Here is a 25,304-nt window from a genome sequence, read left to right on the forward strand (position 1 = left end):
ATCGATTATGAGGCCGCCTCTTCGCTTTGAATGCCGCCTGAATTTGCGACGACCAGTTTCACACCTGCAGCTTCCAGCATGGCCGCCGCATTGTCCGGGATACCGTCGTCAGTAATGACGGTAGAGATACGTTCAAGCGGGCACAAAACGAGGCTCGACCGTTGACTGAATTTCGAACTGTCAACTAGAACGACGAGTTCGTCGGCCTGGCCGATGAGTTTTTGCTCGGCTTGGATCAGGAGTGGGTCGGCTTCCATAAGGCCAATTGCACTAAGCCCTTGTGCACCCATGAACATGCGTCTCGCATAGAAATTGCGCGTTACATCATTGTCAAACGGCGACAGGATAATGTTCTGTTCGCGGTATATCGCACCACCCGACAGCATGACTGTGTTTTTGGAGTGCTTCAGCAAATGCTCGGCAATTGGAAACGAGTTTGTAAAAACTTGAAGCCGACGGCTGGCTAGTGGATGCACCATCTGGAACGTCGTCGTGCCGCCATTGATTATGATACTGTCGCCATCTTCGCACATCCCAACAGCCGCGCGCGCGATGGCTTGCTTCTCCTTGATCCTCAGCGTTTCGTTTACCGCAAAGGGCCGACCGGCAAGTCCAACGAACTGGGGAGGCGTCATGGCCTCAGCGCCACCGCGTACACGGCGGAGTTTCTGTTGCATATGCAGGTTGGATATGTCGCGCCGGATTGTTGCCTCGGAAGCACCCGTCAAGCTGCACAAGTCAACTACGGTTACCACCGGGCGATCCTGAACCGCTGAAAGGATGACTCTATGTCGTTCTTTTTCGTGCAAGTGCGCCTCCCGTGACCTGAACCGTGCGCAGATTCGGCCCTTCTGTCAATCATTTTCAATCATGAATCATCAAATTGCGCTAAATGCTGATTGTATTTGATTGTTAGTGATTGACATGTCGCCATATCAGATTAAGGCTCTAAACAACATCTTCCCATCTCCGAACTGGGCGACAGAGAGGACAAAATGTTGAAAACATTTCAGAATCAGCTTCTAGAAAACCAATGGGACACGGAAGCTGTGGTGGGAATGTCCGAATCGGACCTGCTGCTTTATCGCTCCAACATCCTTGGATCAGACAAGCGTGTGACCAATTACGGTGGTGGGAATACCTCTGCCAAGGTCAAGGAAACCGATCCGCTAACCGGTCAAGAAGTAGAGGTGCTCTGGGTCAAAGGGTCGGGAGGCGACATTGGGTCGATGAAGCTCGATGGGTTCGCAACGCTGTACATGGAGAAGCTGAACGCTCTGAAAGGACTTTATCGCGGGGTAGAGTTTGAAGATGAGATGGTCGCTTACTTGCCGCACTGCACATTCAAATTGAACCCCCGATCTGCCTCTATCGACACGCCACTGCACGCCTATGTACCGCGTAAGCATGTTGATCACGTCCACGCAGATGCGATCATTGCAATTGCGGCCTCAAAGAATTCGCAAGAATTGACGCAAGAGATCTTCGGTGATCGGATCGGCTGGTTGCCTTGGAAGCGCCCCGGATATGAGCTCGGCCTTTGGCTGGAAAAATTCTGCCTTGAAAACCCACATGCAGAAGGCGTGGTTCTGGAGAGCCATGGGCTTTTTACTTGGGCTGACACGGCGAAGGACTGCTACGATTGCACGATCGATGTCATAAATGTCGCAACTGATTGGCTGGCAAAACGTTCAAAGGATGTGCCTGCCTTCGGTGGAGCGAAGCATGTGAACCTTTCGCCAGATGAGCGCCGCGCCATTGCTGCCCGCCTTATGCCTGCGTTTCGTGGATTCGTCAGCAGCGCCCAGCATATGGTTGGGCATTTCAACGATTCAGACACAGTTCTCGAATTCATAAATGCGAGAGAACTAGAGCCACTTGCTGCCCTTGGCACCTCTTGTCCTGATCATTTCTTGCGCACGAAAATCCGACCGCTTGTCGTGCAATTTGATCCCCTGCGAAAAAAAGTTGATGAGGTCTTGGAAGGTCTTCCTGCCCAGATGCAAGCCTATCGGAATGACTACGCTGCCTACTATGAACGCTGCAAACATGAAACCTCGCCTGCAATGCGTGACCCGAATGCGGTGGTTTATCTTATCCCAGGCGTCGGCATGATTACTTTCGCACAGGACAAGGCAACGGCACGGGTTTCTGGTGAGTTCTATGTCAACGCAATCAATGTGATGCGTGGGGCAAGCGCGGTCAGCGAATATTGCGGTCTTCCCGAACAAGAAGCCTTCGACATTGAATACTGGCTTTTGGAAGAGGCCAAGCTGCAGCGGTTGCCAAAGCCTAAATCGCTCGCCGGGCGCATAGCCCTTATCACCGGTGGCGCTGGCGGTATCGGTGCGGCAACCGCCGAGCGTTGCTTGGCTGAAGGTGCCTGTGTAATGTTGGCCGATATCAATGCTGAAAATCTGGCGGCCACTGAAACTGCGCTGAACAAAAAGTTCGGAGTGGATGTCGTGAGATCCGTCCTGATGGATGTAACGGATGAAGCTGCCGTGGCACTCGCGTTGAAAGAGACGTCTGTCGAATTCGGAGGCATCGACATCCTCGTGTCGAACGCAGGCGTCGCTTCTTCAGCACCAGTCGAAGACACGACGCTAGCGCTTTGGAACCGAAATATGGACATCCTGTCGACCGGTTACTTCCTGGTCAGCCGTGAAGCCTTTAAGGTAATGCGTATGCAGGATCTCGGTGGATCAATCGTCTTTGTGGGCTCCAAAAACGGTCTTGCGGCGTCACCCAACGCATCGGCATATTGTACAGCGAAGGCTTCCGAGATCCATCTCGCACGCTGTCTTGCGCTGGAGGGGGCCGAAGCGGGTATCAGGGTCAACGTAGTGAACCCGGACGCTGTTCTGAGAGGCTCCAAAATTTGGGAAGGCGACTGGCTAGAGCAGCGAGCTTCAACCTATGGAACCGACAAAGAGGGGCTTGAAGAAATGTATCGCAATCGCTCGATGCTGAAACGCTCTGTTCTGCCTGAAGATATCGCCGAAGCCTGTTATTTCTTTGCCGCAGAGACATCTTCCAAGTCGACGGGCAACATTCTGAATGTTGATGCGGGGAATGTTCAAGCATTCACGCGTTAAAAGGGGGGTGGGAGAATGGGGTACGAGAGTGCCAAGGCACAGTTTGCAGATTGGGGTGTTGATACCGAAACAGCAATTCAACGACTGACGAACATTCCGATTTCGGTTCATTGTTGGCAGGGTGATGACGTTGTTGGGTTCGAAAATCGATCTGGCAATTCAGGCGGCGGTATCCAAGCGACTGGAAATCATCCTGGGCGCGCGCGCAACCCTGACGAGCTTCGAGCTGATCTGGAGTTTGCCTACTCGCAAATCCCGGGCGCTCACCGTCTCAATCTGCACGCCATGTATCTGGATACGGACGAGTCGCCGGATCGCGATGAAATCGAATTTCGCCACTTTGTCCCCTGGGTCGATTGGGCGAAGGACCAAAGCATCGGATTGGACTTTAACCCGACCTTTTTTGCCCACGCGAAAGCGGATGACAATCTCACTCTGTCCCATCCAAACGCAGGTATCCGCGATTTCTGGATCGAACATGGCCGTCGCACGCGCGACATCGCAGCGAAGATGGGTAAAGAACTGGGCTTGCCTGCAATCAACAACATCTGGGTGCCAGATGGCTACAAAGACATCCCTGTTGACCGTATGGCAGCTCGCGCACGACTAGAGGCGTCGTTAGACGCCATGCTGACCGACCCAAAAGAACATATGAAGGACGCAGTCGAGTCTAAACTCTTTGGTATCGGTGTTGAGGCATGCACCGTGGGCAGCCACGAGTTTTACCTTGGATACGCAATCCGAAAGGGCACGCTGTTATGTTTGGACATGGGGCACTTCCATCCAACCGAAAGCATTGCCGATAAGCTATCAGCAGTATCCCTTTCTATGCCCGAGGTTCTTTTACACGTATCCCGCCCAATGAGGTGGGACAGTGATCACGTCATCCTTTTGAACGACGATATTCTCGCCATGGCACACGAGCTGGTGGGTGGTGATCTTCTTAAGCGAACTCATATTGGATTGGACTTCTTCGACGCCACGATCAGCCGCACGACCGCATGGGTGATTGGTACTCGCAACATGCAAAAAGCCCTATTGCAAGCCTTTCTGAAACCCTGGGATCGTCTACGTGCAGCAGAAGATGCGCTGGACTTCTCCTCTCGCCTAGCACTGACTGAAGAGCTCAAGGATCTTCCTTATGGTGCTGTGTGGGCAGAGTTTTGCTCCAGAAAAGAAGCCTCGGTGGGATCGGAATTGATTGCGAAACTCAACGCCTATCAAGGCTCGGTCGCGGATCGCTAATATTGATCGTTGATGGGACGTAAAGCTGAAAAAGCGCCAACAAGGAATGCGCCATAAACCCAGAATGCGGACGCTGGCCGATATGACAGCTTCAAATGCTAGATTGGTCGATCCGAACCTTGTTAATCGGCACGTACGAGAGTGGCGGATGCGCCGGTTCCTCAGATGCCGCAAAAACAATTAGCATTTTTTGGGAATACTTTTTACCATGTGGTCAAATTTGGGGGAGGATGAATGCTCGACATTATCATCAGACAAGCCCGCCTGCCAGATGGCCGAGGGCCGCTGGATATTGCGATCAAGGGTGACCGCGTCGCAGAAATTGCCCCCAAGATCAAGGCTGAGGCGGGCGAAGAAATTGACGCGGCTGGGCGCTTGGTTTCGCCCCCGTTTACCGACCCGCACTTCCATATGGATGCGACCCTGAGCCTGGGAACGCCGCGCATGAATGTCTCGGGCACACTATTGGAAGGCATTGCGCTTTGGGGTGAGTTGAAGCCCCTGCTGACACCCGAAACAGTGATTGAGCGCGCCATGCGTTATTGCGACCTTGCCGTTTCACAGGGGTTACTGGCCATCCGTTCGCATGTGGATGTTTCATCCGCTCCTTTAGTTGGTGTTGAAGCCCTATTGGAGGTCCGCAAGCAGGTCGCTCCCTATATTGATCTGCAACTGGTAGCATTCCCGCAAGATGGCCTTTACCGCGCAGAAAACGCGGAGAAAAACCTGATCCAGGCCCTTGATATGGGTGTCGACGTAGTGGGCGGCATCCCACATTTCGAACGCACGATGTCGGAAGGGGCCCGGTCGGTTACGCGACTGGCTGAAATTGCGGCAGATCGCGGCCTGATGCTGGATTTGCATTGCGATGAAAGTGACGATCCGATGTCGCGACATGTGGAAACATTGGCCTACGAGACCACGCGCCTTGGTCTTGGAGGCCGTGTCACGGCCAGCCACGTTACGGCGATGCATTCGTATGACAATTACTATGCATCGAAGCTCATTCCGCTAATCGCAGAAAGCGGCATGAACGTGGTGCCCAACCCGCTCATCAATATAACGCTGCAAGGGCGTTCGGACACCTATCCGCGCCGCCGAGGTCTTACCCGCGTTCCAGAGCTGCGCGCGGCAGGTGTAAATGTCGCCTTCGGACAGGATTGCACGATGGACCCGTGGTATTCGCTTGGTTCTGCCGACATGTTGGAAGTAGCTCATATGGGCGTGCATGCCGTGCCGATGACATCTCGCGAAGCTATGGAATGGGCGTTTACTTCTGTCACCCAGAATGGCGCCAAAGCCATGGGCCTGCCAAACCCGACAATCCGCGAAGGCGGCCCTGCCAATATGGTTGTGCTGCAAGCGCGTGACCCGATTGAAGCTATTCGCACGAAAGCCACCCGCCTGGCCGTTATCAAAAACGGAAAGGTGTTGGCCCGTACAGAACCCCGAATGGCCGCGCTTTCGTTGCCCGGCCGCCCCACGACCCTGGATCCCGCAGACTACGCGCCCAGGCCCAATACTCAGGAAGCTTAAGAACAAGAACAATTGCCACCAACAGAAGAGGATCTACCAATGAAACTCACCACAACCCGCCGTCAACTGATGGTCGGAGCCGCGGCCACGCTGGCCCTGCCGGCTTATGTCCGCCGCGTCAACGCGCAATCTGCGACGCGCGTCGCCGGAGTGCACATGTCTCCGGTCGAAAATGCGTGGAACAGCCGCATCCATGTGGCGATGCAGGAAGCCGCTGACGCTGGCCTGATAGAGTATGAGTTTTCAGAAGGAGTAGCTCCAACCGACTATCCCCGCGCAATGCGCGAGTATGCCGAAGGCGGTGCGCAAATCATTTGGGGCGAATCCTACGCAGTGGAACGCGAAGCACGAGAAGTGGCGGGCGATTATCCCGACACCGCATTTCTGATGGGCTCTTCCGGTGGGCCGGAAGGTGACAATTTTGGTGTCTTTGGCACCCGCAACCACGAGGCCGCCTATCTGGCAGGAATGCTCGCGGGGCAAATGTCCGAAAGCAACGTTTATGGCTCGGTCGGTGGTTATCCGATCCCCGAGGTGAACCTGTTGATTAATGCTTTCCGCATGGGCGTGAGTGAAGTGAACCCAGATGCCACCTTCGTCAACGGCTTTATCGGTGCATGGTTCGATCCAGCTCGCGCGCAGGAAGCTGCGATTGCCCAGATCGATGCGGGAGCGGATATCCTGTTTGGCGAACGCATTGGTACCGCGGACGCCGCCCAAGCGCGTGGTGTGAAGGCCATCGGTTCTCTTATCGACTATACACCGCGCTACCCAGGCACGGTCTTTGCCAATGCGATCTGGAATTATGGCCCAACCATCGAAGCCATCGTAGCGGATGTGCAGGCGGGTAATCCCACCGGGCGCAATTACACGGAGTACTCCTTTATGGCCCATGGCGGCAATGAGCTGATCTATGTCGCCGAAGAAGTGCCAGCTGACGCCATCCCGACTATGGAGGCCAAACAGGCCGCGATCCAATCCGGTGAATGGAACGTTCCGATTGACGAAAGCGAGCCCTCCTGATCCCGAGGGCTTTGACGTGACCGATGCCACAGCTCTAGCGGCTGCCATCACAGCAGGCCAGATCACTGCCTGCGAAGTGATGGATGCGAGCCTTGCCGCCTGCCACGCGCGGGCGGATCTGGGGGCCGTGGTCTATCTGGACGAAGATATGGCCCGTGCTGAGGCGATGGCGGCAGATGCTTTGCCCGCTGAACAGCGCGGGCCATTTCACGGGGTTCCGTTCTTGGTGAAAGACCTTGGTGGTTCCGCAAGAGGACTACCGGCTGCGGCGGGATCTGCTGCAATCCGCGCACAAGAGCGTAAACCCGAAGCCGACAGTCGCTTGTTGCAGGGATTGCGCCAAACCGGCCTGATCCCTTTCGGCCTGACCGCAACACCCCCATTTGGCCTTTCACTGACATGCGAACCCGATGGCATGGCTGCGACCCGCAATCCATGGAACCCCGCGCTGACACCCGGTGGTTCATCCGGTGGCGCTGCAGCAGCAGTTACAGCCGGTATCGTTGCCATTGCTCATGCCACGGATGCAGCCGGGTCCATCAGAGTGCCTGCAGCCTGTTGCGGTTTGACCGGGCTCAAGCCTTCTCGTGGTGCGGTGCCCGGTGGCCCTGATTTTGCCAATCACCTGATGGGCATAGCCTCTGAGCTGATCCTGGCGCGGTCGGTCCGTGACGTGAAGACCGCCTTTGAAGCTGTAGTCCAGCCCATGGCCCCAATAGCCCTGCCGGAACGCCCTCGTGTCGCGATTGCATTGCCAGAGCGTTGCGGAGCTGACCAGTGTTGTGCCGCGAAAAGTGCCGCTGAAGCGCTGCGCGATGCAGGCTGTGAGGTGTTTGATATTCGTGCCCCTGACCGGATAGGAGCCGAGGCTCACGCCATTGCCCGAACCATACTAGCAGTTTCCTTGGCCGAGTGGCTCACTGCTCTCGAAATCTCTGATGATCAGGTCCCCCTGCTTGCCGCCGCCATGGCCGGCGAGGGCCGTGCGACACCTGCCACCGCACTTTTTGCGGCCTCTCGTCAGCTCGCACGTCTGACACATCGCTCACGCAAGCTTTTTAACTCCGCCGATGCTGTCTTGATGCCGGTCCTCTCGTCTGCGCCACCCGTAGTTGGCACTTTGGATTTGTCTGGCTCCTCCCCAGACGATCACATGGTGCGGCTGGAGGCTTTTGCCCCCAACGCCGCGCTTGCCAATGTGGCGGGCTTGCCAGCTTTGGCGCTGCCTTTTGGCATGGCTAACGGCTTGCCGCTTGGTGTTCAGCTGATCGGCCCCCCTGGCTCTGATTTTGCGCTGTTAAAACTCGGTGCACTGATCGAGGCCCGCGCGCCCGAACTTTCCTTTCCGTCCCCAATCGCAGGCTTGCCCGCATGACCAAGGTTCTGGAACTAATCGGCATTACCAAGCGTTTCGGAACGCTTACCGCAAATGATGATGTGACCCTCACGCTGGCAGAGGGGGAAATCCTTGCCCTGCTGGGCGAAAATGGCGCGGGAAAAACGACGTTAATGAATATTCTGTTCGGCCATTACGCTGCTGACGAAGGCTCTGTCAGGGTGTTTGGTCAAGAGCTGCCACCGGGCCTGCCGCGCGCAACGATCGAGGTGGGTGTGGGAATGGTACACCAGCACTTCACTCTTGCCGGCAACCTCACGGTTCTTGAAAACGTTATGCTTGGTTCCGAGCCCCTGACACGAGCACGTTCCGCTCGTGGCGAGGCGCGCAAAAAGTTGCTGCAGATCGCAGATCGGTTCGGCCTGCCTGTGAACCCCGAAGCCAAGGTCAGGTCACTGTCCGTGGGTGAACGCCAACGGGTCGAAATTCTCAAAGCGCTCTATCGCGACGCGCGCATATTGATCCTGGATGAACCTACCGCCGTTCTGGCCCGGCCTGAGGCGATGCGCCTGTTCGAGACGCTGCGCGACATGACGAAAGAGGGTCTTTCGCTTATCTTCATCAGCCACAAACTGCATGAGGTCATGGCTGCCTCTGACCGTGTGGCAGTGCTTCGTGGCGGTAAGATGGTTGCGGAACGCAAAACCTCTGAAACCACCCCCGGAGAACTGGCAGAACTGATGGTTGGCCGCAAGGTGGAACGGCCTGTACGTCAGGACCACGAGATTGGAGCGCCAGTCCTGATCGCAAGCGATGTGCGCGTCGAAGAAGACGGTGAGTTGCGGCTGGATGATGTGTCTTTCGCTGTCCATGCCGGTGAAATCCTTGGTATCGTTGGCGTTTCAGGCAATGGTCAGTCCTCCCTAGGAGGTCTGCTGTCTGGGTTGATACACCCGAATGCGGGTCAGTTGACACTCCTGAACGAAGATATCGGTCATCTGGGGCCGCGTGGGATGATCCGCGCAGGTGCAGGCAGGGTGCCTGAAGACCGGCATGCAGAAGGTGTCGTGGGCGAATTGAGCTTGTGGGAAAACGCGGTGCTTGAGCGCTTGCGCACACCGGAGTTTTCGCACCGAGGCTTTGTTCGGCAACGCGCCGCCCGGGACTACACTGCGGGACTGATCGAACGTTTTGATATCCGCGGCGCCAGTCCTGACACGCGAACCAGGCTGCTGTCCGGCGGCAATATGCAAAAGCTGATCCTTGGTCGGGTCCTGACCAACGGGCCGCGCTTTGTGCTCGCCAACCAGCCGACGCGGGGCCTTGATGAAGGGGCAATTGCCTCGGTTCATGCCGAGCTTTTGGCCGCACGGTCCGAAGGTGCCGCGATCCTGCTCATCTCGGAAGAATTGGAGGAAGCCGTGGCCCTTTCAGACAGAGTACAAGCCATCGTCAAAGGCCGCTTGTCGGAACCGATATCCGCCGACGATGCCGACCCACAGCGCCTTGGTCTGATGATGGCAGGTGTCTGGAAGGAAGATGATGATGCGGCTTGAACGACGCACACATGTGCCGCTGCACCTGGTAGCAATTGCGCCGCTGGCCGCGATCTTTATTGCATTGCTTCTTGCTGCAGGCCTTATCGCTGCCGCAGGAGTAAGTCCGCTAACTGCTTATGGTGAAATGTTGAATGGCGCATTTGGCTCGCGCCTTTCCATCGCCGAGATGCTCACCCGCGCAACCCCGCTCATTTTTACAGGGCTTGCCGCAGCTGTCGCCTTCCGTGCACGGCTTTGGAACATCGGGGGCGAGGGACAGTTCTTTGTTGGCGCGCTGATCACCGCCTGGATCGGCCATTCACTCGGGGTTCCCGGGTGGATCGGTATTCCGATCTTGATGTTGGCAGGCATGGCGGCGGGCGCGGCCCTTTTGGCAGGACCTGCCTTTTTACGCCTGCGTTTCGGCGTGGATGAGGTGGTGACAACCCTACTGCTCAACTTCATCGTGATCCTTTTTGTCGGCCTCATGATTGAGGGTCCGATGCGCGATCCACTGGCTTTTGGGTGGCCCTCTTCTGTGCCCGTTGACGGGGAATACCACCTGCCGGATCTGATCCCTCGAACGCGTCTTCATATCGGACTGCTTGTTGCTATCGCTGCAGCAGGTGCTGTTTGGCTGATCCTTGCGCGTACTGTTTTTGGTGCTGAAACCCGCGCCGCAGGCTTAAACGCTAGTGCTGCCGCCTTTGCTGGAGTTTCCCTGCCCCAAACGATCATGGGCGTGGCCCTGCTATCGGGCGCGTTGGCAGGGCTTGCCGGGTCTGTCGAAGTCATGGGGGTCACCGCAGGGGTCACCACCACTATGAGCCCCGGATTTGGCTATGCAGGCATTGTCGTCGCTATGCTCGCCGCTTTGCATCCGGCCGGAGTGGTCGCTGCCGCTGTTTTCGTCGCCACCGTCTTTGTCGGGGCCGACGCCATGAGCCGTGCGACGGGGGTTCCCAGTTTCATTGCCGATGTGATCGTGGCGCTTTGCCTGCTCACCATGATCGTGGCACTCCTTTTCACAACCTACCGGATGCGCCGATGAGTGATGCAATTGATCTGCTGCTGAACACCAGTCTTTGGGCGTCCGTGCTGCGTATTGCGACACCGCTCATATTTGGTGTTCTTGGTGCGTTGCTTTGCGAACGTTCGGGCGTGCTCAATCTGGGAATCGAGGGGATCATGACCATGGGCGCGATGAGCGGTTGGCTTGTTGTTTACATGGGCGCACCCTTGCTTGTAGGCCTCATTTTTGCAGCGCTTTGCGGCGCGATGATGGGATTGCTTCATGCCATACTGACAGTTCCACTTGGACTTTCGCAACACGTCTCAGGGCTGGGCATTACGCTGTTTGCATCCGCTTTGGCCTATTATCTGTACAGGTTGCTTGTTGAGGTGGGAGATCTTCCCCCTACGATTGAGGCTTTTAAGCCGCTCGATATTCCGGTCCTGTCAGATATTCCCGTTTTGGGACCGATCCTGTTTTCCCAGGCTTTGCCGACCTATCTGGCGCTCACTGCGGTGGCTGTGATGGCCTATGTTCTCGCCCGCACACCGTTGGGGTTGGCAATTCGTATGACCGGTGAAAACCCTCATGCGGTTGAGGCGCAGGGGCTGAACCCGATCCGTATCCGTATCGGCGCAGTTGTTGTTGGGTCTGCTTTGATGGCGGTGGGCGGAGCCTTCCTGACCACAACGGCGTTCAACAGCTTTTTCCCGGGCATGGTGCAGGGGCGCGGCTGGATCTGCATTGCGTTGGTTGTTTTTGCCAGCTGGCGGCCGGGTAAGGCTCTGATTGGCGCGCTGTTATTTGCGTTCTTCGATGCATACCAGCTGCGGTTACAGACGGCGGTTGAAGGCGTACCCTATCAGCTCTTCCTGATGGCACCCTATGTTCTTTCCATCGTCGCGCTCGTCCTTGTCGCCCGCAGAGCCGAAGTACCTGCGGCGTTGATGGCACCCTACCGGCGCGGAGAACGTTAATGGCATATGTTCGAGCACATTGGTCAGGAAACGATGAAATCATCAGAAAAACATCTACTCTATCAGGACATTCGAGTGCTGGCACGGAACCGCAACCACAATCCGGAAAACTCTGCGTAGTATCTACTTTATGTTCTCCGACGTCATTCAGTCGCGCAGATTGAAATCCGGTCTCAAGGTCACTTGAATGTCTGCTTTCGACTGTTTGATCTGACAGGCTCACGCACGCAGCGTCAGATTCCTGCCCTTTGTGCTGAATACCACCTGCCGAGAACAGAGACTCGGTGGTTTGAGCCCCCTGCCCTTTTTTGGCTTTGCGCGTCCATCAAGTCGCTGCCCACAAGCTGGAAATTGGAGCTGCAAACATGTTGCCCGCGAAGGGTACAACTTGATCGTGGTCGTAAAGAACAAGCCCCTGGATAAATTTGTCACCACACGCGTCTGCCAATTTACGCATTCCAGAAAAGTCGCTGGAGTTAACCGTCGCGGACGACTTCACCTCGATCCCGACGATTTCGCCACGCCTGTTTTCGAGAACGATGTCCACCTCGTTTCTGTCTGGCTGAGAGGTAAGAGGCGGACAGTTTCCATTCGCCCGGCAAGAGAGTCCGCGATCTTTGGAATTGTCATTAGGTTTGCGGAACCGGTTAGCAGAAACCTCCCTGCCCTTTGGTCATCATCCACCGTTTTCTTAATGGCCAGAAGTAGGTCAGGTGCCCGCTGGATTTCATCAATCACGGCCCTATCCAATCCGCGAACAAAACCGACCGGATCGTCGACAGCTGATTGCAAGACAGTCGCATCGTCCAGTGTTAGAAAAGGAACTTTATCGGAGGCGATTTCTGTCGCAGCGTTGTTTTCCGGGCTGACGGGGGGGCCCGGAGATAAATACAACACGTGTGTCCGACAGTGCTTCTTCTATTTTTTGTTCTAGAAAATCTTGGGTAAATGATTGCGCCACCGCATTTCGACCAATTGAAAGTACTCATACGACCAATTGAAATTACTAATCCGGTAGATTGAAAGGCTGACTGAAGCTGGATCGATAGAACAGGTGTACGTTTTTCATAGTTTGTTTCAGTATTCAGGATTAAATCCTTTGAATACAAATCGTTGATGACAAAAGGGAACTGTCGCAAACTCTGAGCACCGTTAAGAAGGACCAGCGCTCGGATTGACTATCCTGCCAATTGAACAAACTGCTGGTAGGGAGAGATTCCTGGCGTGGGTTGGCCCTTTTGGATCATGCTAATTGTTTCGAAACCCGCCAACGTGGACTCCGCTGAAGTGAGAGCTTTGAATCCCAACATTGGGCGAATCCGGCGTTTGATGAAACGGCGCTCTTGTTCCACGATGTTATCGAGGCACTTGCGCCTCACCATTTCAACCGGGATGGGACAGCCAAAGCGCTTCAACATGGTATTGATTGCTTTGAAGCCAGCTGTGTTTGCGCCACTCTTGTCAATGACGATCTTGCGTGGGAGCTCGTTCACTTCGAATGCGCGATCAAGAACTTGGTCGCCGCAGCTTTGTTTCGGCGCTTGGACAGCATGAAATCAAGTGTCTTTCCTGCTTTGTCGACTGCGCCGTACAGATAGACCCATTTCCCTTTGACGCGCACGTAGTTTCGTCCATTCACCAAGATCGATCGCAGTCCTGCTTCTGACATCGTGCTCGTTCCGCGACCAGAGGCGCGAATTTGATGATCCAGCGGCTCAATGTGGCATGATCGACCGTTACGCCGCGCTTGGCCATAATATATTCAAGATCGCGATATGGCACACCGTAACTCAGATAGAAAAACACCGCGTGCAAGATCACGTCCTTTGGAAAATGCGCCTTAAAATGAAATTGTCACGAGCTGCCGCCCTCTGTTTTGGGCAATACTCTACCAGACCATCGATCAGATCGACAGACAGACTACAGAGTTTGCGAGAGAGCCCTTTCCAAAACTAAACTAGTTTTACTCTGGATTTCCTGATGAGGTCAGCTGCTTTCTCGGCGATCATAATGACCGGAGAGGCGGTATTTCCTGACACGATCTTTGGCATGATCGACGCATCTACGACGCGCAGACCCGTCAAACCCACGACACGCAATTGCGGATCAACGACTGCCATATCGTCCTGTCCCATTCTGCACGTACCAACCGGGTGAAAGATTGTTGTTGCGATGTCTCCGATGGCATTCACCAGGTCCGGCTCATCCTGAACAGTTGGGCCGGGCAGAATCTCCTGCGGCTGGTAAGGTTCAAGCGCTTTGGCGGTCATAATCCGGCGGGTCTGTTGGACCGATTTGACCGCAACTGATCGATCCCGTTCTGCGGACAGATAGTTCAGCCGGATATCGGGTTGCTGATCCAGGTCGCGGCTCTGGATATGGCTGCTGCCGATACTTTCGGGACGCAGGTTGCAGACCGACACGGTGATGGCGGGAAAGGGATGCAGCGGATCGCCCAACTTGTCGGTCGATAAAGGCTGGACGTGATATTCCAGATCCGGCGTTTCCAGCGCGGGATTGGATTTGGTGAACATCCCGAATTGGCTGGGTGCCATCGACATTGGGCCTGATTGAGTCAACCCGTATTGCAAAGCGATCCGAGCTTTGCCCAAGATGGAATTCGCCATCGTGTTCAGCGTTTTAGCGTTCTTCACTTTGTACACGGTTCGGATCTGCAGATGGTCCTGCAAGTTCTCTCCGACGCCGTTGCATTCGTGCAGAAGGTCGATGCCCCGAGCATTGAGCACATCGCCGCGTCCGATCCCGGAAAGCTCCAATATTTTTGGTGAGTTTATCGCACCGGCGGCCAGCAGCACCTCATGCCCTGCAAAAGCCTTCAACAACTGCCCCTTGTGGCGAAACCGGACACCATGCACGGACTTGCCTTCCAAGATCAGGCGGTCGGTGGTGGCCTCAGTCATCACCCGCAAGTTCGGTCGGTTCATGGCCGGGCGCAGAAAGGCTTTGGCAGTGTTCCAGCGCACACCGTTTTTCTGGTTCACTTCGAAAAAGCCCGACCCTTCGTTGTTGCCATTATTGAAATCGTCGCGCGGCTCGATTCCAAATTCCTTTGCGCCCTCTTGCACTGCATTCAGGATGTCCCAGCTGAGCCTTTGTTTCTGAACCTTCCACTCACCTCCCCTGCGATGCATGTCGGTGTCGCCGCCGTGGTGGTCCTCGGATTTCAGGAAATAGGGCAGAACGTCATCCCAGCCCCAGCCTGTGTTGCCCATCTGTCGCCAGTGATCGTAATCCGCCGCTTGCCCGCGCATATAGATCATGCCGTTGACCGACGAGCAGCCCCCCAGCACCTTACCACGCGGATAGACCAGAGATCGCCCGTTCAGGCCGGGCTCGGGCGCGGTTTTCATCATCCAGTCGGTGCGGGGGTTGCCGATGCAATAGAGGTAGCCCACCGGTATATGCACCCAGTGGTAACTGTCGGATTTTCCGGCCTCTAGCAGCAATACGCGCGTGTCGGGGTCTTCGGTCAGCCGGTTTGCCAGCACGCATCCCGCGGTTCCGGCCCCGACGATGATATAGTCATAGTCGCCATCAAGGCGCGTCGCCTGTTTCATGGTCAATCTCGATTGCCTGTCATTTGTGTGCCGATCATAGCGTAGATTCAGGCACGGTCTTGCCGCATGTGCGCGCGCGACCAGAAGTCCTGCATCGTTTCGATCAGATCCAGATAAGTGTCATACCGTTCGCCATAGTGGGTGTGCATGCCCGGGTCGGGTTCAAAAACCTGTTTAACGCGTGTCATCCGGGCGATCCCTTCCTCATAAGCCTCGACCTCGCCTACAGCACAGGCCGCGCCAATAGCCGCGCCCAGAGCGCCCGTTTCGCGGGCTTCGGCCACGGTGATCGGGACGCCCAGACAATCGGCAAACATCTGCGGCCAATGCGGACTGCGCGAACCACCACCCGAAAGGATGGCGCGATCAAGCGGAACGCCCGCTTGTTCCAGTACCCCGATATGGCGGCGGTGTTCGAACATCACGCCTTCGAACAGGGCGCGCAGCATATGGCCCTCGCCATGCCAGCCGGCCAGCCCGTAAAACCCAGCGCGGAACGATGCGCCCTGACCTGAGCCATAGAGAAAAGGGTGAAAGAAAGGATCATCTGCCCGTGGTGTCACCCGCCCTACCTGCGCGTTGCAATAGCCAAATGGATCATCATGGTGCCCGCCGCGTTCAACCAGCTCGCGCACGTACCATTCCAGATTGGCAGCCGATGTCGCGCTGGATTCGATATTGACGAAACGATCCTGGCCAAAGCACGAGGCCATAAAGACGTTCCGATCGTTGACCGGCGCTGCTGAGAACACCTGATTGATGCTCCAGGTTCCGGCGATGATCGAAGCCTCGCCCGCAGCGACTACGCCCGACCCCATGGCGCTTGAGATCACGTCGAAATACCCGCCGATCACCGGGGTTCCGGGTGCCAGACCGGTTGCAGCGGCGGCATCAGCGGTCACGGCACCGGCAATCTCTCCAGGGTCGATGAGACGCGGCAGGAATTCGCGCGCATCCGAAAGGCCGTAGAGTGCAAGCAGCTCGTCGTCGTAGACACAGTCCGGCATTCGGGCCAGACCGCAGCCGGACATATCTGACAGATCGCTGACCCTCTCTCCTGTTAGTTTAAAAGTGATGAAGTCCTTGCATAGCATCACGGTCCGTGTGCGGTCGTAAATCTCGGGCCGGTGCCGCTTGATCCAGGCCAGCAAAACCGGAGTTTGCGAGGGCCAGGGGTATTGCAGGCAAATCTCGTGCAACCTATCCCCGTTGGCCGCGGAAAGTTCTGCCGCCAGATCAGCGGCACGGGTGTCCAGTGACTGAATACCGATCAGCGGACTCCCTGCCTGATCCAGCAGATACAGCCCGTTGCCATGCCCCGCGCATCCGACACCGGCAATCTGATCCGCCTGAATGCCGGCCTTCGCGATACAGCCGCCAATGGCGTCACGCGCGTTGGCCCAAAGTTCATTCAGGTCACGTTCCACAAACCCCGGCTCGGGCGTCGAGGACTGCCCGCCCAGCGCTTGAACCGCAACCTGATGTCCGTCCTGATCAAACAGGACGGCCTTGATCACGGTGTTCCCCGCATCCAGCCCCAGAAAATAAATGCTCTTTTCAGCCACGGTTGTAGATATCCCAGGCTTCCTCGCCGTTTGCGCCATTGTGGATCATTGCCATCAGGGCCGACACAACCGCCTTTGGGTTGTCATGCTGATAGATGTTGCGCCCGTAGACCATGCCCTGCGCGCCTTGCGCCATCAAGGCTGCCGATTTCGTCAGTACGGTCTTCAGATCCTCTTTTCCTCCGCCGCGAACCAGAACCGGGACCCTGGCCGCCTCAATCACTCGGTGAAAATCCTGCGCGTTTTCGGTTGGATCGGCCTTGATGATATCCGCGCCCATTTCCGAGGCAAGGCGCACCAGAGTCACAATCTTTTCCGCGTTTCCGTCCACCTGATAGCCGCCGCGAATGTCATTTGGCAGCATGACCAGAGGTTCAATCATCAACGGCATCCCGTACTTGTCGCAGGCAGCCCGAACGCGTGAGATGTTTTCGACACATTGGCGAAACAATTCCGGCTCATCCGGCAGCATGAACAGGTTCACAACAACTGCCGCCGCATCCATTTCCAGAGCGCCGATGATAGGTTCATCAGCGTTTTGCAGCATTGACCACATCACCCGGTGGCGTTGATCGTTGTAGGGGTTTCCCATGTCGATCCGCATGACCAGCGCGGGCTTGTCCTTTTCGGGGCGGCTCTGCAACAGATCGGCCTGCCCATAGGCGCATTGGATCGCATCCGGTTTGGCCTGGATCAGCGTGTTCATGACGGCAGGCATGTCTTCCAGGCCGACCATAAAGCTGGGCTCGTTACAGACCCCGTGATCAACTGCAACGTCCAGACATCCACCATTGGTGAACATCCGGTTCATGCGGGCTTTGCTGCTAATACGCATTCTTCACTCCGTTTGATGTTTCTGGCGATCAGGGTTTCGGCGGAAACGCCATGAAACTCTGCCAATTCATTGATCAACACTTTGCGCTGATGATTGAGGTCTTGTTCGGACAGGTTTCGCTCCTGCTTCAGCAGATCGGCCAGAGTGTCGATCACCTGCATAGATATGCCACCGGTGATGGCCAGCAATGTCCGGCGCAGCACGACGTCCGAGAGCGTTTGGATATATTCCTCGCGCAGCAACAGACAGATTTCTGCGTGGGTGTATGGGCAACCGGGGGCCAGGGGCGTGTCGGTTACAGCTCGGCAGGCTTCGGCGACCTGCCTTGCTTGCGTGCCATAATGAGCTGTTAAATGCGCGGCACGTTCGGCGCTGAGCTGGTGGTGCCGTACCAATTCCTCTTCCAGAAGTGACGGTTGCGAAGGAAACTTGACCCCGCCACCTATGGCACTGCCAAATGTGGATTGGCGACGGGATTTGCCCAGTTCGGCCAGCACCTCATCGGCTGTTTGTTCTGCGAAGGCACGGAAGGTGGTCCATTTGCCACCGATCATGCAAAAATGCGGCACGAGACCGTCCATACGTTTGGTGTAGTGACCACGAGAAATCCGCCCGGTGAAATCATGCTCACTGTGAGGCAGGGGACGGATGCCGCTGTAGCTGAACACAACGTCGTCGGATGAAAACGTCAGGTCAGGGAACACAAGACGCAGAGATCCGAGGATGTAGTCCCGTTCCTCATCTTCGCAGCGCACCCGCCGGGCGCGTTCAACCCGGATATCTGTCGATCCGGCCAGAACCTTGCCCAGATAGGGAAACACGATGCACACCCGGCCATCGGTGTTCTCAAAATACACCATATGCCCGCCAAGCGCCTTCAGTAGGTCAGGGTTGTCGATGATCAGGTGCGAGCCCTTGGTGCCAGACACCAGCGGCTTGTCTAGCCCATTGCCCAAGGTGCGGATTGTGTCGTCCAGCCACGCGCCGGTGGCGTTGACAATGACCTTTGGTCGAACCGGGAGCGCCACACCCGTGCGCACATCCCGCACGTGATAGGTGCCGTCCCGCAGGTCCAGCTCGGTATAGTTCAGCGCGACAGAGGCGCGATTGGCCCGTGCGGTGTCGCGCAGCATTTCGATGCACAGGCGTTCTGGGTGGCTGATCCACGCGTCGTGATAGACCGCAGACCGTGTGGCATTGGGCGTCAGATCGGGCCAGGCCTGCCGCGTTTGCGCAGCAGAGTTGAACCGATGGCGCGGCAAAACCCGCCGGGTGCGGGTTACCCAGTCGTACAGCGACAGCCCCAGCTTGATCGGAACCGCGCCCCGGCTGGCAGGTTTTCCCTTCCAGCCGACAAAGCTGGCTGCCGCATTCAGCATTCCGGAAAACCGAGAGGTGATCGGGATCATCGTGGGCAGCGGACGCACCAGATGCGGCGCGTTTTCAAGCAGCGCATCGCGTTCGCGTAAGGACTCGCGCACCAGATCGAACTCACCGTTTTCCAGATAGCGCAGCCCGCCATGGATCATCCGGGACGGCGCGGCGCTGCAGCCTGAACAAAAGTCGTTCCGTTCTACCAACAGAACGCGCAAACCCTGCAGGGACAGATCGCGATAGACGCCGATGCCGTTCACGCCGCCGCCGATAACGACCACGTCAAAGGCCGCATCGCTGCGCAGGCTGGCCAGGTTCTGTTCCCGTTGATCGGACATGACTCTCCTGTTCATTGAAACGGTGTTTCAATGGTCTTTGTGTTTTGGTTTTGATCCGGGATCAGGCGTCCAGATCGCTCAGGTGGTGTTTTGCTTGTTGATCGATTGTCGCAATATCCTCAGCCGACAGGCGCAATTGGCCTGCCCGTGCGTTTTCAGCCGCTTGCGTCGCATCCCGCGCCCCACACAGTGAAAAGGTGATGCCCGGCTGCTGAACTGTCCAGGCGATGACCGTCTGGGCTGGCGTCGCGCCGTGCGCCTCGGCAATCGGCGTTATGGTTTTCATCAACTCGGCCACCTTTTCCCGGTTGCCCTGCGAAAAGCGCGGGTTGTCCTTGCGCTGATCATCGCCGGTAAAGACCCGGTCGGGGCCGACCTTGCCCGTCAACAGGCCAAGCGCCAGCGAGGAATAGCTCAGCACCGAAACCCCGTTCTCGCGGCAGACGGGTAGAAGGCTGCTTTCGATGTCACGTTTGACCATCGAGTATTCTTCCTGAATGGCGTCCAGCTGACCGGCGGCGACATAGGCGCGAATGTCGTCCGCCGAAGTGTTGCTTGCCCCGATAGAGCGGATTTTGCCCTGCTGTTTTAGCGTCTCTAGCGCCTCCATCGTCTCGGCCACTGGTGTCGTCGTGTCCTGCCAATGGGTGATGTAGTGGTCGATATAGTCGGTCCCCAGACGGGTCAGGCTTTGTTCGACCTCATGAATGATCGCATCCTTGCCCAGATAGCGGTGCACCGGTCGGCCGTCATAGTCGAAGAAGTGGCTGCCCTTCTGAGTGTGCCAGACCAACCCGCATTTGGTGGCCAGCACCACCTGATCACGACGGCCCTTCAGTGCCTTGCCCACGATGTCCTCGGCCACGCCTTGTCCATAGGCCGGGGCGGTATCGATCAGGGTCACGCCAGCATCGACCGAAGCCTGAATTGCGGCGATGGATTTGGCCTCATCCGTGCCACCCCACATCCAGCCGCCTATGGCCCAGGTGCCGAGCCCGATGGCCGAGGCCTCGATCCCGGACGTGCCGATTTCACGTGTCAGCATGTCATGCGACATTCTGCGTTCCTTCCATTTCTTCCAGAACCGCCTTGGCGGTCTCTTCATCGACAATCAGTGAATCCAAAAATTTACCGTTCAGCGCCGCCGTGATCGGCTGCACCTTAAGCGGGCCTGCGGTCACACCGATCACCCTTGTGCATTCGGCCAGATCACCGGGCGGCAATGCGACCAGACGCGAGTTCAGAGCATAGTTCGATACAGCGCCGTTGCTGTGGATCAGATGCGCCAGAAACTCGCCGACGACACCCATCCCGATCAGCATCTTGCGATCCGCATCCGGTACGGGATGCAGGTCGTAATAGCTTGAACATTCCGGTTCGATCGAACCGATCCCAACCAGCGCAACATTCGCACGTCGTGCCAGATTGAGAACGTCGCGGATCGAGGCAACGTCCATCAACATGTCCCGCTGCTGCTGGCTTTCGGCAAACAGCGGTGCGTGCATCAGCATTGTCTGGCCTCCCAGACGTTCCGCCATCTGCGTCGCCAGATGGTTGACGTCCGTATAGTACTTGCCCTGAACTCCGCCGGTCAGCGGCACAACGGTCACGTCGAAGGAGTGCTCGGGGGCCAGGCTTTCCACCACGGCGCTTACGGCCTTGCCGCCGGTAATCGCAATCACGTCACCGTCGCGCAAGGTCTCGACCAGACGACCCGCAGCGGCGCGTCCCACCTGTTGCAACGTCGTCTCGACACTGCCCGACACCGAGGGCGTCACCACTGCATCGTTCAGACCGGTGGTCTGTGCCAGTTCGCGCTCCAGATCCATCAACGTCTGGAACGGGGTTTCGATGTCGATTTTCACCATACCCATGCGGCGGCCCTGCGTGATCAGCCGGTTTACCTTGGACGTCGACAGGTTCAGCGCCTTGGCGATGTCCGACTGTTTCTGACCTTCGATGAAATGCAGGATCAGCACCGTGTGGATCTGTCGGATCAGTTCAAAGTCCTTTTGTTTATCCGTCATGGTCTACCCCCGCCGTTTGTTGAGGTAATGATCGATGGTCACCGCGCTCAGCAGGATCGAACCGCGGATGATATCCTGCCAGTAGACCGACACATCCAGCAGAGCGAGCGAGCTGGACACCAGCGATAGCAGGATCACCCCCAAGATCGCACCGAGGATCGAGCCCGAGCCGCCATTCAGGCTGGCCCCGCCAATCACGGCGGCGGCGATAATCGTCAGCTCAAGTCCCAGACCAAATGTGGGCTGGGCCGAGCCGAACCGCGCCATGTAGATGATCCCGGCGATCCCGCACAGGGTCGAACACAGGGTGGTGGTCAGGAAGATGACCTTTTTGGTCCGAATGCCGGAATACGCGGCGGCCTTTTCGTTGCTGCCGGTGTAGAACACCTTGCGGAACATGGTCGTCCGACGCAGCATGAAATCAAAGGCGATCACAAAGACCAGAAAGATGATGATTACAATCGGGACTGGTCCGATGCTGCCTTGCCCGATGAACTTAAACTCCGGCGGTAGGGTATAGAGTCCCAGGGGTCGCCCTCCGGTAAACAACAGGCAGGCGCCGCGCGCGATGACCATGATGGCCAGCGACACGATGAAATGGTGCAGCCCCACGCGGGTCACAAAGAACCCCATGAAGGCTCCGATCCCTGTACACAGAGCAATGGACATTGCCGAGGCAATCCAGGGGTCTACTCCGCTGAGAAACAGCCAGCCCGCGATCACCATTGCCAAGGCCGTGACCGACCCGACCGACAGGTCGATCCCGCCTGAAATCAACAGGATCGTCATCCCGATCACCAGAATGCCATCGACCGCAAAGGCCATCGACATAGCACGCATATTCGCCCAGGTCAGAAAATAGGGCGAGGCAAAAGACATGATCAGGAACAGTGCCAGAATGATCACGATCAGCCCGGTTTCGCGCATCCGAAACAGCCGTTTCAGCGGCGAGGTGCTGTCGCTCGGGTTTGCCTGGGCCATGTTCACTGTGTTGTCCATCTTGTATTCTCCGCTCATGCGACCGTGGCCTGCGCATCCATGACCGAGGCCAGATGCATGATGTTTTCTTCCGTCATGTCCTCACCCGTGACTTGACCGCTGATATGCCCTTCGCGCACCACCAACACCCGGTCACAGACACCGATCAGTTCCGGCAGTTCCGAGGAGATCACCACGATCCCGACGCCATCCCGCGCCAGGTCCCGTAGAATGCGGTGGATTTCCGCTTTTGCGCCCACATCGACCCCGCGGGTCGGTTCATCCAGAAAGATCAGCCGCGGGTTCACCGACAACATTTTTGCCAGAGCCACCTTCTGCTGATTGCCCCCTGACAGGGACGACACCGGATCGGACAGGGACCCGTATTTCAGGTTCAGTTTTCGACCCAGCGCTTCGGCCTGCGCCTCTTCCGAGGCCGACTGAATCAACCCCAGCCCGTTGGCCACCTGATCCGGCTTCAGGGCCGAAATATTGGCCGAGATTGGCAGGTCCAGAAACACGCCATCGCCTTTGCGATCCTCGGACAGGTAGACCATGCCTTCGGCGATACTGTCCTGATAGCTGCGCAGGGTAAGCTTTTTACCGTTCAGCCAGACCTCGCCCGACACGTCGCCTTCCAGGCGGCAGATACCCTTGGCGATCTCGCTGCGGCCTGCGCCGATTAGTCCAGCGATACCCAGAATCTCACCCTTTTTCAGACTGAAAGATACATTGCGGAACCGCGTCGCCTCGGTCAGGTTGCGCACATCCAGCAAGATATCGTCCGATTTCTCGTCTTCGGTCTGTTTCTCAGGATACAAATTGTCGATCACCCGACCGACCATGGCGTTGACCACGTCCGAGGGCTGAATCTCGGCCACATTCTGCGTCACGATATGTTGGCCATCCCGGAACACGGACACCCGGTCGCAATTGTCGAATATCTCGACCATGCGGTGTGAGATATAGATGATTGAAATCCCCCGATCCGCCAGATCACGCATAATCCCGAACAGGGTTTGGGCCTCGGCCTCGGTCAGTGCGGCCGTGGGTTCGTCAAGGATCAGGATGCGGCAATCAAGGGTCAACGCCTTTGCAATCTCGACCAGCTGCTGGTTCGAGATCGACAGGTTCTTGACCAAAACGGCCGGATCAATATTGCTGAGCTGGCGAAAGACGTCGCGGGCCTCATGCTCCAGCTTTTTGTAGTCCATCAGCCAGGACCTGCTGACATTGGTCTTGGCCATAAAGATGTTCTCGGCAACCGACACGTCCGGGCACAGGGCGATTTCCTGATGGACAAACCCGATACCCAGCCGCTGCGCCATTGTCGGCGAGGTGATCTTGATCGGCTTGCCATCCAACATGATTTGACCGTCATCAGGTTGCAGGATGCCATCGATCACGTTCATCAGGGTCGACTTCCCTGCCCCATTCTCGCCTGCGATGGCATGAATCTCACCTTTGCGCAGCTCAAAATCGACGCCGCACAAGGCTTTGACCGGGCCAAAGGACTTGCTGAGGTTCGAGATTTTCAGGATCACATCGTCTTGCATGACACCATCGCGCCCGGATTCTGTTAGTGGTGGGCGCTGCCAACGCGATTGCAAGACAGCGCCCTTTTCGGGGATCAGGCCGGATCGCGGCCTTCCATATAGACGTTCAGGTCAAAGCTGTCGGCATTGTCCTTGGTGATGACAGCAAAGCCATTATCCATGAACGGGATCTGAACCGGGTTGAAACCACTGGTTTGCCAGTCGTTGAACGGGTCAAAGATATCCGCACGATTGGCCAGATGTACTGCCATGAAGCCCATGAAGCCCTGCACACCCTGGTTTGGGTTCAGCGACATGTGAATGTTGCCCGCCTTAATGTGTTCCAGCGTTGTGGGCGTCACATCCGCATGCATGATCAACAGGTCCGAGTTCGCTTCGAGCTTGGCCGCAACCGCGCCTTCGGCTGAACCCGCCTCAGGGATCCAGATCGCGGCCACATTCGGGTTGGCTTGAATGATCGACGCGGTGGCGCGATAGGCGGCGTTGCTATCTTGATTGGTGGCCTGACGACCGACCAGTTTCATATTCGGATAGTTCTCTTCCATGTATGCGATCAGGGCCGTCACGCGCAGGTCGTGGTTGGACTGGCCGGGATTTTCCAGCACCGCATATTCCGCGCTGTCACCCACTTGCTTGACGATCTCTTCAGCAGCAAATTTCGCCTCGGCAAGATTGTCCGACGTAATATAGGCGGTCCGGTCCGAGTTCGGGCTGTCGGCCGCGAAAGTCACGATTTCGGTACCGTTGCCGATAGCCCGGTTGATCGGCTCGATGAACGGGTCCGACTGCATCGGGTGCAACAGGATACCGGCGGGGGTCTTGACCAGATCCTGTTCGAACGAGGCGATTTGTTTGGTGATGTCGTAATCCGGTGTGCCCGAGAATACAGTCTCGCAGCCGAATGCCTCGGCCGCCTGTTTGAAGCCCTGGTAGACTGGCACCCAGTAGGGGTGGCCAGAGACCATGACGTTCATGATATAGGTCTCACCGGGTTCGCACATGATCCCCTCAGCCGCCGCCGGAGCTGCGGTCGAGATGCTGCCGACGAGTGCAGTTGACGCAAGAACTGTCTTGAGTTTCTTATAGTTCATGGAATTCCTCCCTAGGTCGATTGCTCGTCGTTCCTGAAATAGTTTTCCTCCACAGCATCAGGAACGCAAGAAATTTCAATGCGCGCATTTTGTTGCGCAGCTTTATTCATAGGTGGAGAGTACGCCTGGTCAACGAAGTTTAGGAAAACTCTCGTTACTTGAAAAAAATTTCACTGAAGCCGGTGCAGTGCCGCCGG

19 protein-coding genes and 1 pseudogene are annotated in these 25,304 nt (G+C 56.7%); 8 read left to right on the top strand and 12 right to left on the bottom strand.

Features of this window, described 5'->3' with window-relative positions; genetic code table 11:
• Positions 1-5: 5 nt before the first annotated feature.
• The gene (locus GOW16_RS13915; RefSeq protein WP_170415989.1) at positions 6-809 is read right to left on the bottom strand and encodes a DeoR/GlpR family DNA-binding transcription regulator; all 804 of its coding nucleotides are present in this window, start codon (positions 807-809) and stop codon (positions 6-8) included.
• A 186-nt stretch (positions 810-995) separates the two neighbouring features.
• Between GOW16_RS13915 and GOW16_RS13920 the strand changes: the two genes are divergently transcribed.
• The 8 genes from GOW16_RS13920 (at position 996) to GOW16_RS13955 (ending at position 11,765) form a co-directional block, all read left to right on the top strand.
• Positions 996-3,098: a bifunctional rhamnulose-1-phosphate aldolase/short-chain dehydrogenase gene (locus GOW16_RS13920; protein ID WP_170415991.1), complete on the top strand. Its 2,103-nt coding sequence runs from the start codon at positions 996-998 to the stop codon at positions 3,096-3,098.
• Positions 3,099-3,113: 15 nt separating this feature from the next.
• Complete coding sequence (locus tag GOW16_RS13925) at positions 3,114-4,343, top strand: L-rhamnose isomerase (protein WP_170415993.1); 1,230 nt, start codon at positions 3,114-3,116, stop codon at positions 4,341-4,343.
• Between the two features lie 234 nt (positions 4,344-4,577).
• A complete protein-coding gene (locus GOW16_RS13930) occupies positions 4,578-5,879 on the top strand; it encodes an amidohydrolase family protein (protein ID WP_170415995.1) in 1,302 nt (433 codons plus the stop codon).
• 39 nt (positions 5,880-5,918) lie between these two features.
• Positions 5,919-6,902 carry a BMP family protein gene (locus GOW16_RS13935; RefSeq protein ID WP_170415997.1) on the top strand — a complete coding sequence of 328 codons (984 nt, stop codon included), beginning with the start codon at positions 5,919-5,921 and terminating at the stop codon, positions 6,900-6,902.
• Complete coding sequence (locus GOW16_RS13940; protein WP_170415999.1) at positions 6,880-8,277, top strand: amidase; 1,398 nt, start codon at positions 6,880-6,882, stop codon at positions 8,275-8,277. The genes GOW16_RS13935 and GOW16_RS13940 overlap by 23 nt, the downstream gene beginning before the upstream one ends.
• Positions 8,274-9,794, top strand: a complete 1,521-nt coding sequence (locus tag GOW16_RS13945) for an ABC transporter ATP-binding protein (protein ID WP_170416001.1) — start codon at positions 8,274-8,276, stop codon at positions 9,792-9,794. Before GOW16_RS13940 ends, GOW16_RS13945 begins: the two co-directional genes overlap by 4 nt.
• Positions 9,784-10,827 (top strand): ABC transporter permease, encoded by a 1,044-nt coding sequence (locus GOW16_RS13950; RefSeq protein ID WP_170416003.1) that lies wholly within the window; start codon positions 9,784-9,786, stop codon positions 10,825-10,827. Before GOW16_RS13945 ends, GOW16_RS13950 begins: the two co-directional genes overlap by 11 nt.
• A complete protein-coding gene (locus GOW16_RS13955) occupies positions 10,824-11,765 on the top strand; it encodes an ABC transporter permease (protein WP_170416005.1) in 942 nt (313 codons plus the stop codon). The genes GOW16_RS13950 and GOW16_RS13955 overlap by 4 nt, the downstream gene beginning before the upstream one ends.
• A gap of 495 nt (positions 11,766-12,260) precedes the next feature.
• On the opposite strand, the gene GOW16_RS22805 is transcribed toward GOW16_RS13955, so the two are convergent.
• The 11 genes and pseudogenes from GOW16_RS22805 to GOW16_RS14010 all read right to left on the bottom strand — a co-directional run bounded on the left by GOW16_RS22805 (position 12,261) and on the right by GOW16_RS14010 (position 25,107).
• Complete coding sequence (locus GOW16_RS22805; protein WP_368039907.1) at positions 12,261-12,662, bottom strand: AAA family ATPase; 402 nt, start codon at positions 12,660-12,662, stop codon at positions 12,261-12,263.
• Between the two features lie 281 nt (positions 12,663-12,943).
• Positions 12,944-13,586: pseudogene (locus tag GOW16_RS13965) on the bottom strand (IS6 family transposase).
• A 131-nt stretch (positions 13,587-13,717) separates the two neighbouring features.
• Positions 13,718-15,343, bottom strand: a complete 1,626-nt coding sequence (locus GOW16_RS13970; RefSeq protein ID WP_170416007.1) for a GMC family oxidoreductase — start codon at positions 15,341-15,343, stop codon at positions 13,718-13,720.
• 47 nt (positions 15,344-15,390) lie between these two features.
• Entirely contained in the window at positions 15,391-16,908 is a 1,518-nt protein-coding gene (locus tag GOW16_RS13975) for an FGGY-family carbohydrate kinase (protein ID WP_170416009.1), read from the bottom strand.
• Positions 16,901-17,743: a class I fructose-bisphosphate aldolase gene (locus tag GOW16_RS13980; RefSeq protein WP_170416011.1), complete on the bottom strand. Its 843-nt coding sequence runs from the start codon at positions 17,741-17,743 to the stop codon at positions 16,901-16,903. Before GOW16_RS13980 ends, GOW16_RS13975 begins: the two co-directional genes overlap by 8 nt.
• The gene (locus tag GOW16_RS13985) at positions 17,716-19,455 is read right to left on the bottom strand and encodes a glycerol-3-phosphate dehydrogenase/oxidase (protein WP_170416013.1); all 1,740 of its coding nucleotides are present in this window, start codon (positions 19,453-19,455) and stop codon (positions 17,716-17,718) included. The genes GOW16_RS13980 and GOW16_RS13985 overlap by 28 nt, the downstream gene beginning before the upstream one ends.
• Before the next feature lie 61 nt (positions 19,456-19,516).
• Positions 19,517-20,512 (bottom strand): aldo/keto reductase, encoded by a 996-nt coding sequence (locus GOW16_RS13990; protein ID WP_170416015.1) that lies wholly within the window; start codon positions 20,510-20,512, stop codon positions 19,517-19,519.
• Positions 20,502-21,482 carry a sugar-binding transcriptional regulator gene (locus GOW16_RS13995; RefSeq protein WP_170416017.1) on the bottom strand — a complete coding sequence of 327 codons (981 nt, stop codon included), beginning with the start codon at positions 21,480-21,482 and terminating at the stop codon, positions 20,502-20,504. Before GOW16_RS13995 ends, GOW16_RS13990 begins: the two co-directional genes overlap by 11 nt.
• Positions 21,483-21,485: 3 nt before the next feature.
• Positions 21,486-22,481, bottom strand: a complete 996-nt coding sequence (locus GOW16_RS14000; protein WP_170416020.1) for an ABC transporter permease — start codon at positions 22,479-22,481, stop codon at positions 21,486-21,488.
• Between the two features lie 14 nt (positions 22,482-22,495).
• Positions 22,496-24,016: a sugar ABC transporter ATP-binding protein gene (locus tag GOW16_RS14005; protein ID WP_170416022.1), complete on the bottom strand. Its 1,521-nt coding sequence runs from the start codon at positions 24,014-24,016 to the stop codon at positions 22,496-22,498.
• 74 nt (positions 24,017-24,090) lie between these two features.
• On the bottom strand, positions 24,091-25,107 hold the full coding sequence (locus GOW16_RS14010) for a substrate-binding domain-containing protein (RefSeq protein ID WP_170416024.1): 1,017 nt from the start codon (positions 25,105-25,107) through the stop codon (positions 24,091-24,093).
• Positions 25,108-25,304: the final 197 nt, after the last annotated feature.

It is taken from the genome of Ruegeria atlantica (assembly GCF_013033965.1).
In the GTDB taxonomy this organism is placed as follows: Bacteria; Pseudomonadota; Alphaproteobacteria; order Rhodobacterales; family Rhodobacteraceae; genus Ruegeria; species Ruegeria atlantica_D.

What these genes read in the sequence shown, in the direction of transcription:
- GOW16_RS13925 (WP_170415993.1), top strand. Translation starts at nt 3,114, where the DNA reads ATGGGGTACGAGAGTGCCAAGGCACAGTTTGCAGATTGGGGTGTTGAT.
- GOW16_RS14000 (WP_170416020.1), bottom strand. Translation starts at nt 22,481, where the DNA reads ATGGACAACACAGTGAACATGGCCCAGGCAAACCCGAGCGACAGCACC.
- GOW16_RS13970 (WP_170416007.1), bottom strand. Translation starts at nt 15,343, where the DNA reads ATGAAACAGGCGACGCGCCTTGATGGCGACTATGACTATATCATCGTC.
- GOW16_RS13985 (WP_170416013.1), bottom strand. Translation starts at nt 19,455, where the DNA reads ATGTCCGATCAACGGGAACAGAACCTGGCCAGCCTGCGCAGCGATGCG.
- GOW16_RS13995 (WP_170416017.1), bottom strand. Translation starts at nt 21,482, where the DNA reads ATGACGGATAAACAAAAGGACTTTGAACTGATCCGACAGATCCACACG.
- GOW16_RS14005 (WP_170416022.1), bottom strand. Translation starts at nt 24,016, where the DNA reads ATGCAAGACGATGTGATCCTGAAAATCTCGAACCTCAGCAAGTCCTTT.
- GOW16_RS13945 (WP_170416001.1), top strand. Translation starts at nt 8,274, where the DNA reads ATGACCAAGGTTCTGGAACTAATCGGCATTACCAAGCGTTTCGGAACG.
- GOW16_RS13935 (WP_170415997.1), top strand. Translation starts at nt 5,919, where the DNA reads ATGAAACTCACCACAACCCGCCGTCAACTGATGGTCGGAGCCGCGGCC.
- GOW16_RS14010 (WP_170416024.1), bottom strand. Translation starts at nt 25,107, where the DNA reads ATGAACTATAAGAAACTCAAGACAGTTCTTGCGTCAACTGCACTCGTC.
- GOW16_RS13950 (WP_170416003.1), top strand. Translation starts at nt 9,784, where the DNA reads ATGCGGCTTGAACGACGCACACATGTGCCGCTGCACCTGGTAGCAATT.
- GOW16_RS13980 (WP_170416011.1), bottom strand. Translation starts at nt 17,743, where the DNA reads ATGCGTATTAGCAGCAAAGCCCGCATGAACCGGATGTTCACCAATGGT.
- GOW16_RS13930 (WP_170415995.1), top strand. Translation starts at nt 4,578, where the DNA reads ATGCTCGACATTATCATCAGACAAGCCCGCCTGCCAGATGGCCGAGGG.
- GOW16_RS13920 (WP_170415991.1), top strand. Translation starts at nt 996, where the DNA reads ATGTTGAAAACATTTCAGAATCAGCTTCTAGAAAACCAATGGGACACG.
- GOW16_RS13990 (WP_170416015.1), bottom strand. Translation starts at nt 20,512, where the DNA reads ATGTCGCATGACATGCTGACACGTGAAATCGGCACGTCCGGGATCGAG.
- GOW16_RS13955 (WP_170416005.1), top strand. Translation starts at nt 10,824, where the DNA reads ATGAGTGATGCAATTGATCTGCTGCTGAACACCAGTCTTTGGGCGTCC.